The sequence below is a fragment of the Banduia mediterranea genome (assembly GCF_031846245.1).
Taxonomy (GTDB): Bacteria; Pseudomonadota; Gammaproteobacteria; order Nevskiales; family Nevskiaceae; genus Banduia; species Banduia mediterranea.
Genome location: NZ_JAVRIC010000023.1, coordinates 39,156 through 54,564, shown reverse-complemented (window position 1 = coordinate 54,564; position 15,409 = coordinate 39,156). Strand labels below are relative to the sequence as shown.

The window sequence follows — 15,409 nt, the reverse complement described above, 5'->3', positions numbered from 1 at the left end:
ATCACCATGAAGATCCTCTTTGCCATACTCGTCGCCAGCGCCACCCTGCTCGGATGCTCGACGACGCCGAAGTATTCGTGCGGCGCCCCCATCAGTTCGGGAGGCTGCCGATCCGTGAGCCGGATACATGCGGCAGCGACCGGCCAAGCGGAGCCACTGCAGGCGCCTGACATCGCCGGCACGACACAACCGACCACGTCGGGACACGGCGAACCCTCGCTTTCGGCACCGCGGGTTCTGCGCATCAACGTCCTTCCGTACGTGGACGGAGAAGGCGACTTTCACGACGCAGCGTCTGTCTACGTCCGAATCGGGAACAGCGAGTGGATGGTTGAGAATTTGCGCTGATGGGCTGAAATCAGCCCAAAGCGGACAGTCGTTGCCTGACAATTGGACGTGCAAACCTAGCTTTAAGGGGGCTGCGACGACCCAATTGCCGCCTTGGTCTCGCCTTAGTCTTCGCCCGCTAATCGCACGGCAGGAAGACAATGCACATTCAGGAAATCGGATAATACCAACGTGATTTCGCGCACCTTCAACTCAAATCAGGAAAGCTTCATGCTGCGCACCAGACGAAAAAGCTCAGCCTGGTAAAGCGCGTCACGAAGGGCGTTGTGGTCACCTTTGGAGTTCGGATGAACACGCCGTGCGATTTCGCTCGATCGCGTGTCATGCCATGAGCATCCGGTTGCGCCCATGTAAACAGCCTTGATGTCGAGTGCTGTGAAACCGAACGGATTCCTCCCTAGGAACCGGTGAAAGTAGTAGTTGACGAAAGACCAGTCGAAAGGGGCATTGAGACCCACGAATACGGGCGAGCCCTGACCATCAAGGGTCGAAGCGATCCAAGCCTCGAACTGCCGCATTGCCATCTCCGGATCGAGGCCCTCTTCTGCCAACTTGGCCATCGACAAGCCGGTGACTTCCAGAGCCTGCGGCACGAAGCGGTCATTGACCGGTTTGATGGCACAGGAAAACATCCTGGCTGGATCTTCCACGAGGCAGGCGCCCACGGTGAGCATGCTGTACTCGCCTGGGATCGGTCCTGCAGCCTCGATGTCCACCGAGATGAAGACCTCGTACTTTTTACTCATTATTGGATCTTGATGGAAACAAGGTTGCTTTCAGTAGCTAGTCGGCGAGCGCCGGGGACGGTTCCAGTGTTGCAAGCGCGGACTCGAAATGCGAGAAAGTCAGCGCAGCGTCCGGATATGCCAGTGCGATTGCGGCCGGATATAGGCGGGTGCGGATATCGGAGTAGGTCCAAGCTGGCTGCTTGTCCCTGGCTCCCGTTGCGGCGACCAACGCCTTCACCTGCTTGGGCGTCAGCTCAAGATCGCCCAAGTCCATCTCGAACAGGTCGGCGCGCTGGTCGTCGGTGGGCCGCTGGAAGTGCTCGATGATCGAGGCGCGACGGATAATAGCCGGATCAAGTGCAGACATCCGGTTGGTACATAGGATCGTAAAGATCCGGCCGCGGGCCGATCGCAATTCATCGATCGCCTGGATCACCGTGTTCACGGCGACCTTGTCCTCGTGGTGGCTCTGCTGCTGGCTACGTGACGCGGCCAGAGAGTCGCCCTCATCGATGACCAGGATGGCACGCCGATTCTTGCCGATCGCCTTCTTGATCTCCGCAAAAGCCTCGGTGATCAGCGTCCCCATCTCGCCCACGTTCCCGCTACCACGGACGCGGTTGCTGAGCTTAAAAAGCTCCGAGTCCTCGGTTCCGGAGTCGATCGCGATCTTGTTGCCAACGGCTTCGGCCATGGCCGTTTTGCCAGTACCCACGTCACCGTAGAAGATGGCAAAGGGATACTGGCCGCGAAGCAGTCCGACGATCGCAAGTGACTTGTGGTGCTTCTGGCGGCTCCAGGCCTCTACCCTGTCCGCATGCAGGATCAGTTGCAGCTGCTTGCTCACCCGGTCGTAGAGCGACCCGAAGCCCAGTAGGGTCTTGGCCCGATCAGTGATGAGTTCATTCGGGAGAACCGTCCGGCTCTCGAAAACCGTGCTGCTCATTCGAAATCCGTCCTGCTAATGCCATAGCCGTTGCTGGTGAAGTCGCGGCCATCCTTCTTCTTGAGGTTCGGATGGCTGAGATCGAAGTTGGTGGTCTGCCAGTTGATATAAAGCTTCGCCTTGACCGCCTGCTCGACCTGGGGGGTGTAGGCGATCGTCAAACGCACAGTGACGTGAAGTTTCGGGTTCTCCAGCCTGCGCCACATAACGCCGCCGGGCTTAGATGGCGTCAGGTCCTTGGTCCCATCGCGAACCGTGTACTGGACGGCATTCTCCTCCTTGCCATTGCTGTACAAGGTGACATCGACCAGACTCAGGTAGCTATGCTGCGCGAGATACTCGATGTCATGGCCATATTTCGCGGCTTCGGCTTCCGTCATGCCCCGCGTGCTCGACGCGATCATTTTGAGCTCGGTGGTGAAGCTGCGGATTACCTTCGATATATCTTCGCTGGTGAAGGTCGTCGTCTTGGTCTGGGTAGTGCTCATTCCTCCTCCTTTACCTTGAACCGGGGCCCAAAGACCTCCTTCCAGGCGTCGAGATCATCGTCTTCCGAGGCGCGGCAGGCGACCTCCCACGAGTTTTGGGCGGTTTGGCAAATCTCCTTGCGTTCCGTCTCGGAGATTCGCGACGTCACGTTGTTGCTGTTATTCACGGGATCGATCACCACTACCGGATCAGCAAACGAAAACGCCGGTGACTTGCGGTTCTCAACGAAGTCGACCCGCTCCTTGAGTTCGGATTGCGCGACGTAAAGCAGGAAGTCGCGAAATCGCTTTTCGATGCTTCCGCCTGATCCATCGACTTCGAGCAGATGCGCCATGATCAGCTCGATGTGGAAGGACTTGAGGCCCGAGGGCGTCGTGTAGTTTTTCCACCGCTTGGCCAGGCGGACCAGGGTCCGGAAGTGCGCATCCTGCTTCTTGCGGTCGACGACGAACTGGATCTGGCACGGGGCGCAGGTTTCGTTCTTCGAACCGTCCTGGATATCGAACTGCCAGCCATAGTCGGGCCGCTTGGGGTCTTGAAGGACCGGGACGATATCGACCGCGAGGCCCGAGCCGACGAACTGCACCGTGGCAGCCCGACGCTGCAGCTCGAAATCCTCTACCTTCTTGGTAGGGTAGATCTTCGCCAGCTTCGCGTAGATCACATCGCTCAGGTCTTTGAAGGTTTTGTGGCTGACGTTATCGCCGGTGAGATAGAACATCACGTCGACATCGACCGGGTCTTCGTTGGTCTTCCGGAGAATCGTGAATTTCGCGAAAGACCCTGCCTTCATGACCTTCTTGATGGTCAGCTCATCGAAATCAGCCATGTGTTTGCGGAGCTCGGAGATGAGCCGGTCGACCTGGGCGTGGTATTCGGTGCGCTTGTCCTGGGGCAGGCGCAGGACGTTGCTGTCGTACCAAAGCAGTTGTGCATTGGATAAAGCCATTGGTTCTCCTTTGATGCTCAAAGGCACTTGTTACTGTTTAATATTATCGGGTTACGTCGTCAGACCGTTCGCGACGAAATCGGCCGTTGCCACGGCCGCCGCCTTCGCCGCGAGCTCGTGAAAGGTGTTGTCTTTCGTTTCGTCGCCGTAGTCGCTGATCCCGCGGATGATCAACGCGGGTGTCCCGTGCTGCTGACAGGCGGTAAACACCCCCACAGCCTCCATCTCCGCGACTTCGATCTTGCCCTGAATCTCGCGGAGCTGACGGAACTTGTCTGGGTCCCGCAAGAGTTTCTCGCCGCTGGCAATCGTGGCCGGCTTGGGTCGAATGTCGTTGGACACCACGCCGGCTTGCGACGACGCTGGAAGCGCCAGCCCTTGCCGGGCCCACGCTTGATCGAGGCGCCGCTTTAGGGCATCACCACGCGCTAGGTACAGGGTCACGTCCTGCTGGATCGGCAGCCCAAGCCGGAACGTCTCAGGCCGCGAGGCAACGTCGCCGCCGGCGAGCAAGGCAGCGCCTTCATAGGCAACGATCCGGTCTGAGATCACGACGTCCCCCAAAGCACACTTGTCGCGCATTCCGGCTGCAATGCCGAGCATTACCACGCTTTTCGGCTTGAACTCCGCGAGCAAGCTTGCCGTTGCCGCGGCAGCATCGACGTTGCCGGCGGTTCCAAAGCTGGCGATCGTGCAGATCACGGACTTTCCCGTGGCGCTGACGACCCGGGCTCGGAAGTAGTTCTGGCCGATCTCCGTCTTGGCCGCAGGTGTCTCGTCGTCGATCTCGAACGCATCCAAGCTTGCACTCAGTTCGATTGGTAGCGCAGTCAAGATCAGCACATCGGTGGGTGCCGCGAGTTCTTGTGCCTGGATCTCGGCCCTAATCAACTTCGCGATCTTTGCTGCGATGTCGGGAATCGGCTGGCCCGGCTCCTCCAGGGAGAGCGCCAAGCTGCTGGTGCGCGCCGCCTCGCCAGTGTGGCTGAAGTACGACAAAGGACCGTTCATGAACGCCCGATGCAGGGCTGCCGCACCGTGACCATCCTCGCCGAGGGCGCCGATCTTGAGGTCGAGAGGATAAACCGGACGGCCCAGCTTCATCATCTTGTAGGCGCGGTCCGATACGCCCTTGCCACCGCCCAATGCAATCATCCCCGCAGCGCGATCGATCTGGGCTTCAACGATATTGCCACCCGTGACGACATCGTCCGGAATGGTCGAAATCTCGATGAGGCGTCGGCCAGCCATGGACCCAATAAGGCCACGCTGCTCAGGGCTCATCTTTTCGATACGGCCTTTTTCCGACAAGACCACTACGGCACGTGGCACTTCCGCCTCGCCGGGCAGCAGAGCATCGATCTGCCGCAAAACGGACCAGTCGAAAAGCACCGGTTCACCCGCCTCGTTGAACGCTTCGGCGGCCACGTAGACGACGAACCCGTCGCCCGCCTCTAGCACTGCCGCTACGAACGCTCGCACAAACTCATGTGCGCGTTTCACGTTTTCGGACCTGGCCGACAGCGAGACGCTGCCGGCCAGCATGAAGTATTTCGGTGATCGGGCTGATGGAGGGCTCATTGGAGCTGGACGTGCGGATTGGGTTCGGGTCGGACATCAGGAGGCCAAGTGCAACCTAGCGGTGGGTTACGTCAATGAGACGGATCTAGCTTGCCACGAAAATCCTGATATCGGGCCCCGATCCGCCCAAGATTTCCCCAAAAAACGCAGATTGCGTCATAAATCTGACTTTTCGCGACGGTGGACGGCCTTCGAGGATTTCAAGACGCCGTCACATCTCTGAAACGAGCTGTCGTGGAGGCGAGAGCGATCAAATAAGCGTCCGCTTATGGCACAGAGCGGACCTCGAATCGCGAAAGAAATCGCCTCACCGACCAGCGAAGTTTCCGGTTCCGCGCCGTGAACGCCTTCCCCCAGGCTTCGAGCAAGCACCTTCATCGCTTGCCTGCCGAACCCTGGAATGGACATCCGCGAACAATCCCTCGCCCCATCGAGCCTTGACCGCCTGCGCGGCCGCGTCGGCGCCGAACTGAAGCGGTGGTTCGCGGAGGAGCCGCCCGGCGCGTTGTTCGACCGGGGGCTGCCGCCGCCGACGGTTGCGGAGATGCAACGGATCGCATCGGCACGGCGCGTGTCCGGGCTGTTGCCGTACGAGAGCTACGACCCCGACAAACAACTGTTCTTCAACGGGGACGCCGCCGGCTTCGTCCTCGAGGCCACGCCAGCCGTGGGCATGGACCTGAAACGGATCAAGGTGCTGGCCGGGTTGTTCTCGCAGGGGCTGAAGGCAGGCACCTGCGTCCAGATCACGCTGTGGGCCGATCCGGACGTCCATGGCCTGCTGGACCGGTGGCGCGAGGCGCGGCCTCGGGACGGCAGCCTGTTCTCGGTGCTGGCCGACCGTCGGGCGTCGTACCTTCGGGGCGGCTGCTGGGCGTCTCTGTTCGATTCGCAGGTGTTCCTGCTGCGCGACTGGCGGGTGCTGTTCAGCGTGACGCGGCCGATCGATCCGCGGCAGCCGGACGCTTCCGAGCTCGACTACCTGATGCGCGTGCGCGCGGCGATCGAGGGCATTCTCGCGAGCGCCGACATGGGCCATCTGCGCGTGGACGCGGAGCGCTTCATCGGCACGCTGGACGGCATGCTGAATCCCTCGCCCGAGCCGCGGACGAGGTGGCGCTGGGACCCGGAGGTGCCGCTGGCGGAACAGGTGATCGACCGCGACACGCTGCTGCTGGTCGGGCGCGACTGCCTGTCCCTGATCCATCGGGGATTCAATGTGTCCGTGTTGCCCCTGTCCGTGCGGCAGTTCCCGCTGAACTGGGCGGGCTGGCAGTCGGGCGAATTGATCGGCGCGCTGTTTTCCAATGTGCAGCGCCTGCCCTGCCCGGTGCTGTACACGCAGACCATCCATGTGACCGATCAGGTTGCGGCGCTGGGCAGCGCGCGGCTCAAGGCGGCGCGGGCGACGCAGATGATGGATTCGCCGGTCGGGCGCTTCGTGCCGGCCTGGAAGGAGCGCAAGGCCGACTGGGACTACGTGGTCGGCAACATGGAGGACGGCCACAGGCTGCTGCGCTCGCACTGGCAGATCGTCGCCTTCGCGCGGGCCGGCGAGGAGGAGTTCTGCCTGCAGCGGCTGCGTTCGGTGTTCGAATCGCAGGGCTGGCAGCTGTCGCAGGATCGCTTCACGGCGCTGACGGCGCTGCGCTGTGCGTTGCCGATGACCGCAGGCCCCATGCTCGCCGACGAATTGAAGCGGCTCGGGCTGCTGCGCTCGCGCCTGACCTGGAATGCGGTCAATACAGCGCCGCTGACGGCCGAATGGAAAGGCACGGGAACCCCGCTGCTGATGACCTTCGGCCGGCGCGGCCAGGTGCAGTTCGTCGATTTCTTCGACAACCGCAAGGGCAACTACAACGTCGCGGTCGCGGCGACCAGCGGCGCCGGCAAGTCGTTCTTCACCAACGAGATGGTGGTGGCCACGCGCTCCACCGGCGGGCGCGTCAGCATCATCGATGCCGGCAAGAGCTATCTGAACATCTGCCGCCTGCTCGACGGTCAGTACGTGAGCTTCTCCCGCGCCGAACGGCCGTGCCTGAATCCGTTTTCGACGGTCAATGCAGACGAATTCCAGGAGGAAGAGCTGCCGCTGCTCAAGCAGTTGCATGCGCAGATGGCCTCGCCGGACGCCCCGCTGTCGCCGCTGCAGCTCGCAGTGCTGGAGCAGGCCATCGTCGCGAGCTGGAAGAAGTACGGCGCGGATGCCGAACCGACTGCGGTCGCCGCCGAGCTTACGGTGATGGGCGCTCATGACGAGGCCGCGCGCGATCTGGCGACGATGCTGTTCCCGTACACGCGCGACGGCAGCTACGGTCGCTATTTCAACGGCGCCTCGACGATCGCCCTGCACAACCCGCTGGTGGTGTTGGAGCTGGACGACCTCGTCAACATGACGGACCTGCAGTCCGTGGTGCTGCTGTCGCTGATGCTGTCGATCACCGAAGAGATGTACCGGCACGAACGCTCCGTGCGCAAGCTAGCGATCATCGACGAGGCCTGGCAGCTGATGGGCCAGGGCCAGGCCGGCAAGTTCATCGAGCGCGGCTACCGCACCGCCCGCAAGTATGGCGGCGCATTCATGACCATCACGCAGAGCATCAACGACTACTACAAGTCCGCGCTGTCGCGCGCGGCGCTGGAGAACAGCGACTTTCTTTGTCTGCTGCGGCAGAAGGCCGAGACGGTGCACAAGGCGCGCGCCGAGCAGCAGATCGCGATGGACGACGGCCTGCAGGAACTGCTGCTGTCGCTGGACAAGCAGGACGGCATGTATTCGGAACTCGCGATCAAGGGGCCGGAAGGCGTGTCGGTCGGGCGGCTGATCGTCGATCCGTTCTCGGAAAAGCTGTACTCGACGCAGAGCGCCGAGTTCCAGTTCGTGCAGGACGCGCAGGCCCGCGGTCTGTCGCTGGTCGAGGCGGTGGACGAGTTGGTGCGTCGTTCGTCGCAGCGCAAGGCGCAGACATGAGCGAAGCGCCCTCCCCTGCGCCGATGGCGTCGACGCTGGCACTGGCCTGCGCGATCGGCCTGAGCAGCGCGCTGCTGACGGTTCTGACCTTGCGCTGGCTCTCGCCGCCGCCTGCCATGGCGGTCGTGCAGATCGACCGCGTGCTGGCCGAGCACGTCGCGACCGTGTCGCAGCGCGACTGGAACCAAGCGCGGCAGCAGGCGGAAGTGCAGCGCTTCGCCAGCGCACTGGAAGCCTCCCTCACCGAGCTTTCGGACGAGGGACGCATCGTGCTGCTCAACGCGCCGGCCGTGCTCAGCGGTGCGCCGGACCGCACGCCGGAACTGCGCATCGCCTTGCAGCAGCGGCTTTCGGCCGAATCCTCTCGCGAGGCGGCGCCGTGACCGCCCACGTTGCCGCATGGTGGCACCATGCACGCACGTCGCCGCGCCTCCGCCGAGCGCGGTGGAAGATGCTCGTTCTGGCGGCCTCGATGCTGACCGGCCTGGCGGTGCAGCAGCTGGTCTACGCACTGACGCCCTACCGGCCGTGGTTCAACCTCGTCAGCGACAGCCTGCCGGGCCTCGTCTATTGGGTGGAACTCGGCACGCTGCCGGCGCGCCGCAACGACACCATCGCCTTCATCCCGCCGCCGAACCGCTTCTATCCGAGGGAACTGAAGTTCACGAAGATTGCGCGCGGCCTGCCCGGCGACGCGATTTCCCGCGATGCGGACGACCGCCGGGTCTTCGTCAACGGCCAATACGTCGGCGAGTTGCAAACCACCAGCTCACGCGGCGACCTGCTGCCCGGCCCGGTCGGCGTCGTGCCGCCGGATCACTACTGGGTGTGGACCCCGCACCCGCTTTCGCTGGACTCCCGCTATGCGGACATCGGCTATATCCCGCGCGATCGTGTGCTGGGCCGTGCTGTGCGTCTGTTCTGAACGCACGGCTTCGGCCAAGGCTGCCGATCTCGGCCGCATCGGCCCCGTCTGGCCGATCGCCGAACCCGACCTGCTCGTTTCGATGCAGCGCAAGGCCGCGGCCAGGCTCGCCGACGGTGGCAGCGCCCAGCTCGAAACCGAACTGCGTGAACGTTCCGAGCGCTACGTCAGCGCCCCGCCCGCGCTCGGCCTGCCTCGTGCGACGGACGACAAAAGCTGGACGCTCGACCCCTCCGTCACCCTGCCCGACGACCTGCTCGATGCGGACGGCAAGCTGCTGGTCCGCGCCGGCACGCGGGTCAATCCGCTCGATGTGCGGCCGCTGTCGCGTGCGCTGATATTCATCGACGCCGGTGATCCTGCGCAGTTGCACTGGCTGGAACGCACGCTGTCTTCGGCACAGCCGGCCAAGCTGATCCTGACCGGCGGCTCGCCGGGCGACACCGCGAAGCACCTCCAGGGCCGGACGGTGTATTTCGACCAGAACGGCGAGCTGGTGCGCGCACTCGGCATCCACGAGGTGCCGACCACCGTGGAGCAGGAAGACCGCCATCTACGCCTGCGCAGCTTCGATCCGGAGGAAGCGCCATGAGCGTGCGCGTTCGGCTGGCCGTCGCCCTGTGCCTGCTGTGCGGTGCGATCTGCACGCGCGCGACGGTCGGCGCTACCGGTCCCTGCGGCGGCGAGTTTCCGGATCTGATCAACGACATCTGCTGGACCTGCGTCTTCCCGATCTCGATCGGTCCGGCGTCCGTCAGCCTCGGTGAGCCCGAAAGCGGCGACACGGCACCACTGGTCTGCTCATGCCCGGAACCGCCGCCGGTGTTCGCGCGCTTCGGCATCGGCGTCGGCTTCTGGGAGCCGGCGCGGGTCGCCGAAGTCGTGCGCACACCGTACTGCTCGCCGACGCTCGGCGGTGAAACCCTGTCCGACATGCCCGCGACGCGCGGCACCCACGGCGACGGCGGCCACGGCCAGCATCAAGCCGCGTTCTACCACGTGCACTGGTACACGTTTCCGGTGCTGTCCTGGATCGGCGCCGCGATGACCTCGGCAATGTGCGCGAGCGAGGACAGCTTCGACCTCGTCTACGTCACCGAACTGGACCCGCTGTGGGACGACGATGAGCTGGCCTTTCTGATCAACCCGGAGGCGATCCTGTTCGGCAACGCTGCTGCGCAGGCGGCCTGCATCGCCGATACCGCCGCGGCGACGGTTGGATTCGGCATCGACGAGCTGTTCTGGTGCTCCGGCTCGCAGGGTTCGGTCTACCCGCTGGCAGGCACCAACGCGCATCACGTCGGCGCCACCGATACCAGCCTGCTGCTGACGCACCGCATGGCGGCCAAACTGCACCGCCAGCTCGTTGCGCTGGATACGTCGACGACGGGCGCCATGTGCGGACCGATCGCCCAGCCGATCCTGCGCAAGGGGCAGTACAAGACCCAGCAGCTCTACCCGATCGCGCAGACGCAGCACGGCATTCCGTTCGGGCGACCCAGCGCGATCTGGGCGGCCGGGCACGAGTTCCCCTACGAGGGCGAGGACCAGACGCACCTGGTCTGGAGGAAGCGGCTGTGCTGCGCGTTCTGATGCTGTCGATGACTCTGGGCTTCGGCGCCTTCGCGTCGACGGCGTGGAGCCAGTCCGCGCCGGCGCCGGATTCGGCCGAACTGGACCAAGCCGCGCAACGGGCGCGAGAGGCCGTGCGGCAGGCGCTGGGCAACCAGCCGGATGCCGACGAGATTCAGCGCGTCACACGAGCATCACCACCCAATGCGAAGCCCTCGCTGCGCCTGCCGAGTTCCATCGAAGACCTGACGGGATCGTTGTCACTTCAATCCGAACCGCGCCCTTGGAACGCAGAGCGCGAACCCCGACTATTGGTCATGGTGTCGTTCTCGATGCCGGATACCGCTCTGCGTTCGCTCGCGCACGAGGCCCGGCGCATCGGCGCGCCGCTGGTGTTGCGCGGTCTGGTCAAGGACTCGTTCCCGGAGACGCTGGCCGCAATCCGGTCGCTCGCGGGCGAGGCATCGGACATGTCCGGCGTCTCGATCGATCCGACGCTGTTCACGCGCTTCGCCGTGCAGTCCGTGCCGACCTACGTGCTGCTGCTGGAGCCGCTGCGGACCTGCACGAGCAGCGAATGTGCGGTGCCGAAACATCTGCGACTGTCCGGCGAATCCGGGCTCCGGCATGTGCTCGAAACCATGGGGCGTGGCGCCGGCCCCGAGGTGCGCGCGATCGTCGATCCGCTCACCGTCCGACTGGACGCGGCGCCATGAACAGGCGCTTCGGGTTGCACGTCGTCATCGCGCTGGCACTGTGCGCATGCTTCGCCGCGCGCGGCGACCAGCCCCTGACGCCCTCGGAGCAGCAGGCCCGCGAACTCGGCGCACAAGGCAACGCCGCCGCCGCCGACGCGGCGACGGAACCGGACACCAGCCAGTACCCCTGGTACCAGGGCACGGACGTGCCGGAGACCGGCTACTACGACGACGGCGCCGCGATCGAGCAGGAAGCACAGGCGGCGGCCGCGACCGATCCCGTGGGTCAGTACGTGCAGGAATCCGCCGTGCAACGGCCCAGCTTTGCGTTCGGCGACGACGAGCCGATGTTCCAGCACGAGGACCAGGCCAACGCCTCCGCCAACGCGCTGACCGAGACCTATGCGGATTGCCGGGTCCTGAGCGTCGACGAACCGGGCACCTACACCGAGGCTTCCTGTGCCGCCGGCACCCTCGACCCCGCGCCCACCTGCACCGATACCCTGAGCTGCGCCTGCGATCCGCAGTGCGACGCTGCGGTTGCGCTCTACGGCGTCCAGTCCGACATGCCGTTCGACTACACGATGCCGGACCTGACCCTGGGCCAGGTCGGCGGAAATTACTGGAGCGGCGGCTGCACGGTGTTCGATCGCAGCTTTGTGTTCACGCTGGACAGCGCCACTCAGGTCAAGGAATTCGTGCTGACCGAAACCCACTGGGACGACTGGCAGCTCATCGAGGTCAACGGCACCGTCGTGTCCAACCTGCCGATGGGCGGCGACCGGCTCGAGGTCGTCGATGGACGGGTCTGGTACAGCGAAACCGGCTCCGCCGGTTGCTCGGAACGCCGTACGCAATCGGCGACGCCCAAGCTGGATCTGCGGTCGCTGCTGCACAGCGGCGTCAATACGATCCACCTGCGCACGGTGGTCGTCGACAAGGGGGAGAGTTGGGCGCGTTTCCGCCTGACCGGCTGGTGCGACTGTGCGGACACCTGGACCCGCAGTTGCGGCGACGACGTCGAGTCGCGTGAATCCTGCCAGCTCATCAACACGGTCTGCATCGAGGGCGCGAACGAAACCCGCATCGTCGATGGGGTTCCCGTCACGCGCGACTGCTGGGTCACGCAGGAACGCTACGCCTGCGACGACCCGATGGAGCCGGAAGACGCAGCCTGCGATGCGCTGCGCGCCGATGGCTGCGAACAGATGGACGCGAGCTGCACCGCCACCGACGACACGGGTCTGTGCACGCAGTGGCGCTACGACTTCCGCTGCCCGCTCGGCGAGCCGGCGACGACCGCGGTCACCGTCTGCGGCTCCGATCTGTATTGCCCCGGTGGCGCCTGCGTGTCCGACGTACCGGCGGTCGAGTCGGCCGCCGAAGACCTGCCCTATGCCGCGACGATGCTCGCCGCCGCGCAGACCACCGCGGACGACTTCGACGCAGACACGCTGAGCCTGTTCAAGGGCGAAGGCATGAAGTGCAGCAAGGACGACTTCGGCTATGCCGACTGCTGCGCCGACGACGGCTGGGGTCAGGACATCGGGCTTGCCCAGTGCAGCGCCGACGAACAGACGCTGGGTCTGGCGAAGCAGGCCGGCATGACGCACTACGTGGGCAGCTACAGCACCGGCCTGTTCAACACCACGACGAAGAAGAGCTATTGCGTCTACAGCAGCCTGCTGTCCCGGATCATCAACGAGGCCGGACACGAACAGCTCGGCATCGACTGGGGCTCCGCCAAGGAACCGAATTGCCGTGCGCTGACCACGGAGGAAGTCGAGGCGCTGGACTGGTCGATCATCGACTTCTCCGAGTTCTACGCGACGGCGAGCGCCAATGCCGACGCGGCGATGCAGGATATGGAGACCAGCGAAGAAATCGAGCAGCGGCTGGAAAGCGAGTTGCAGCAGATGATCGAATCCGGCTCGCCGAACGGCGACGGAGGTGGCGGATGAGACGTCTGCTGCTGGCAGCCACAGTCGCCGTGCTTCCCGCCATAGTGCTTGGCGACGACGCCAAACCCCAGTGGTTTCGCCTGCACGCCGAAGGCTGGTTCTGGTACGTCGAGCCCCCGCCCGCCGAAGAAACGCCGCCACCGGACACGCCCGTGGACGCGGCGCCACCGATCGACCTCGACCCGATGGCGCGGGTGCAGCAGCAGCGCAAAGCGCTCGAACGCGCGATGGCGCTGGCCGTGCTCGAGCCGACGCCCGAACACCTGCGCGCCTACCTGCAGCTCAATCAGGCGCTGATGGCGCAGTCCCAGGCCTTCGCCGAAACCTGGAAACAGGTCGTCTGGACCACGCCGAGCCTCGACTATGGTCTGGTCAGCCCGACCGGTGCCGCAGCGCGGACGCAGGCAGACCTGAAGGCCGCCGGACAGCGGACGCAGCTTTCGACCGCCGCGGACCGCTACGGCCTGCTGTTCTTCTTCCGCGGCGACTGTCCGTTCTGCCACCAGTTCGCGCCGGTGCTGAGCCGATTCGCGACCGACCACGGGTTCACCGTGATTCCCGTATCGCTCGACGGCGGCGTGCTGCCGGAATACCCGCAACCGCGCAGCAATTTCGACGCGGCGGCACGGCTGGAGGTCAGCGCCTACCCGGCCGTGTACCTGCTGGACCCCGCCACCCGCAAGGTGGCACCGGCGGTGTTCGGCGCCGTCGGCTACAGCGAGCTGGCGCAGCGGCTGTCGGCGGCGATCGCCGCCCTCGAAGACCAAGCGCAAGGCGGCCTCGATGTCGCCGGGAGACTGATGCCATGAAAACGACGATCGTGCTGCTCGCAGCCTGCACCACCGCGGCGATCGCGCTCTGCGCGCCGGCCCGCGCCGATCTGGGCGAAGACCTGGAATCGTTCTTCGGCGACATGAACTATGCCAACGTCACCCAGCCCGGCGTCTACGAAGGCCAGAGCGCCGGCTACTTCACCGGCGGCGGCCTGTACGTACGCAATCCGGTGCGCGAGTTCGATCTGGTCAACGTGCAGATGCCTCGCTTCCGCGCCGGCTGCGGCGGCATCGACATGTACCTGGGTGGCTTCAGCTACATCGATTCGGACATGTTCGTGGAATTGCTGCGCAGCATCGGCGAGAACGCCACGGGCCTGGCCTTCATGCTGGCGATGCAGGTGGTCTCGCCGCAGATCACCGAGTCGATCGCCAAGCTGAACTCCTGGGCGCAGGAATACCTGATGAACGACATCAATTCCTGCGAGGCCGCCACGTCGATGCTGGGCGGCGCCCTGGAGATGGCGGGTGCCACCGAGCAGGCCTGCATCCTCAACCGCACGCAGAACCTGGGCGAGGACTACGCCACCGCCAAGGTCGCGTGCCGCAACAACCCGAACGACGACGGCGCGGCCGCAGATGCGCCGCGGCTGCTGTTCACGCGCGGCAACCTCGCCTGGCGCGCGATGATGAAGATTCCGTTTTTCCAATCGGACCTCGATCTCGCCGAGGCCGTCATGAACCTGACCGGCACGCTGATCGTGGAGGCCGACACCGACAGCGCCGATCCCGCGCCACAGTTCCGCCGCATTCCTTCGCTGCTGGTTGCGAGCGGCAGCTCCGCCGAGAACGCCGCGCTGCTGACGGCGATGATCGAAGGCGGCTCGGCCGACATCTATACCTGCCTCGACGCGAGCGCCAGCGAGAACGCCTGCGAGCAGACCTCCGCGAGCCCGGAAGCCGTGACGATCTCGTCGTCGCAGGCGCTGCAGCCCAAGGTCGAATCGCTGCTGATGGGCCTGGTCGAAAAGCTGCGCGACGACAGCGGCTCGCCCACGGACGACGAACTGGGCCTGATCCGCTCCACCTCGCTGCCGGTCTACAAGTACCTGACCGTCAGCACCGCGTACTTTCCCACCAACGCCGAAAGCGAGGCCAAGCAGTATTCGTTTCTCATCGCGAAGGACCTGCTGTACGTCTACCTGACCGACCTGCTGCGCGCGGTCGAGGCCGGCGCCGCCCGCATGCAGGACAGCGCCGGCCAGTCCACGGTCGCGGGCTTTCTCACCGACATCCGCGAGGCGCGACGCGCGATTTCGCAGGCGCAGGGCAAGGTGCGCGAAGACTTCCAGTTCGCGCTGGACATGACCAACCGCACGCGCAACTACGAGCACGCGCTGGTGTCGCGCCTGTCCCCCACCGTGGTGCAGGCCGCGCTGTACAACCCGCAGCGCTGACACAGGGGCGC

The 15,409-nt window shown here is 64.6% G+C and carries 15 protein-coding genes; 10 read left to right on the top strand and 5 right to left on the bottom strand.

The genetic code is table 11. The annotated features are described in order from the left end of the window. The first annotated feature begins 6 nt into the window (after positions 1-6). Positions 7-348, top strand: coding sequence for a TraV family lipoprotein (locus RM530_RS19045; RefSeq protein WP_432276104.1), 342 nt, complete (start codon positions 7-9; stop codon positions 346-348). Between the two features lie 197 nt (positions 349-545). On the opposite strand, the gene RM530_RS14610 is transcribed toward RM530_RS19045, so the two are convergent. The 5 genes from RM530_RS14610 to RM530_RS14590 are packed head-to-tail and all read right to left on the bottom strand — an operon-like array spanning position 546 to position 5,005. Further along, a complete protein-coding gene (locus RM530_RS14610; protein ID WP_311365990.1) occupies positions 546-1,094 on the bottom strand; it encodes a 3'-5' exonuclease in 549 nt (182 codons plus the stop codon). Between the two features lie 37 nt (positions 1,095-1,131). After that, entirely contained in the window at positions 1,132-2,022 is an 891-nt protein-coding gene (locus RM530_RS14605) for an AAA family ATPase (RefSeq protein ID WP_311365989.1), read from the bottom strand. Then, positions 2,019-2,510: an HORMA-1 domain-containing protein gene (locus RM530_RS14600; protein ID WP_311365988.1), complete on the bottom strand. Its 492-nt coding sequence runs from the start codon at positions 2,508-2,510 to the stop codon at positions 2,019-2,021. The genes RM530_RS14605 and RM530_RS14600 overlap by 4 nt, the downstream gene beginning before the upstream one ends. Continuing rightward, on the bottom strand, positions 2,507-3,460 hold the full coding sequence (locus RM530_RS14595; RefSeq protein WP_311365987.1) for a CBASS oligonucleotide cyclase: 954 nt from the start codon (positions 3,458-3,460) through the stop codon (positions 2,507-2,509). The genes RM530_RS14600 and RM530_RS14595 overlap by 4 nt, the downstream gene beginning before the upstream one ends. Before the next feature lie 51 nt (positions 3,461-3,511). Continuing rightward, on the bottom strand, positions 3,512-5,005 hold the full coding sequence (locus RM530_RS14590; protein WP_311365986.1) for a phosphorylase family protein: 1,494 nt from the start codon (positions 5,003-5,005) through the stop codon (positions 3,512-3,514). A 436-nt stretch (positions 5,006-5,441) separates the two neighbouring features. Between RM530_RS14590 and traC the strand changes: the two genes are divergently transcribed. The 9 genes from traC to RM530_RS14545 all read left to right on the top strand — a co-directional run bounded on the left by traC (position 5,442) and on the right by RM530_RS14545 (position 15,398). Beyond that, positions 5,442-8,012: a type IV secretion system protein TraC gene (gene traC, locus RM530_RS14585; protein WP_311365985.1), complete on the top strand. Its 2,571-nt coding sequence runs from the start codon at positions 5,442-5,444 to the stop codon at positions 8,010-8,012. Further along, entirely contained in the window at positions 8,009-8,395 is a 387-nt protein-coding gene (locus tag RM530_RS14580; RefSeq protein WP_311365984.1) for a TrbI F-type domain-containing protein, read from the top strand. Before traC ends, RM530_RS14580 begins: the two co-directional genes overlap by 4 nt. A gap of 89 nt (positions 8,396-8,484) precedes the next feature. Beyond that, complete coding sequence (locus RM530_RS14575) at positions 8,485-8,937, top strand: S26 family signal peptidase (RefSeq protein ID WP_311365983.1); 453 nt, start codon at positions 8,485-8,487, stop codon at positions 8,935-8,937. Then, a complete protein-coding gene (gene traW / locus RM530_RS14570; RefSeq protein WP_311365982.1) occupies positions 8,876-9,529 on the top strand; it encodes a type-F conjugative transfer system protein TraW in 654 nt (217 codons plus the stop codon). Before RM530_RS14575 ends, traW begins: the two co-directional genes overlap by 62 nt. Next, positions 9,526-10,530 (top strand): TraU family protein, encoded by a 1,005-nt coding sequence (locus RM530_RS14565; RefSeq protein ID WP_311365981.1) that lies wholly within the window; start codon positions 9,526-9,528, stop codon positions 10,528-10,530. The genes traW and RM530_RS14565 overlap by 4 nt, the downstream gene beginning before the upstream one ends. Further along, positions 10,515-11,225 carry a type-F conjugative transfer system pilin assembly protein TrbC gene (gene trbC / locus RM530_RS14560; RefSeq protein WP_311365980.1) on the top strand — a complete coding sequence of 237 codons (711 nt, stop codon included), beginning with the start codon at positions 10,515-10,517 and terminating at the stop codon, positions 11,223-11,225. The genes RM530_RS14565 and trbC overlap by 16 nt, the downstream gene beginning before the upstream one ends. Then, positions 11,222-13,168: a conjugal transfer protein TraN gene (locus RM530_RS14555; protein ID WP_311365979.1), complete on the top strand. Its 1,947-nt coding sequence runs from the start codon at positions 11,222-11,224 to the stop codon at positions 13,166-13,168. Before trbC ends, RM530_RS14555 begins: the two co-directional genes overlap by 4 nt. Next, complete coding sequence (locus tag RM530_RS14550; protein ID WP_311365978.1) at positions 13,165-13,977, top strand: conjugal transfer protein TraF; 813 nt, start codon at positions 13,165-13,167, stop codon at positions 13,975-13,977. The genes RM530_RS14555 and RM530_RS14550 overlap by 4 nt, the downstream gene beginning before the upstream one ends. Then, complete coding sequence (locus tag RM530_RS14545) at positions 13,974-15,398, top strand: conjugal transfer protein TraH (RefSeq protein ID WP_311365977.1); 1,425 nt, start codon at positions 13,974-13,976, stop codon at positions 15,396-15,398. Before RM530_RS14550 ends, RM530_RS14545 begins: the two co-directional genes overlap by 4 nt. Positions 15,399-15,409 lie beyond the last annotated feature (11 nt).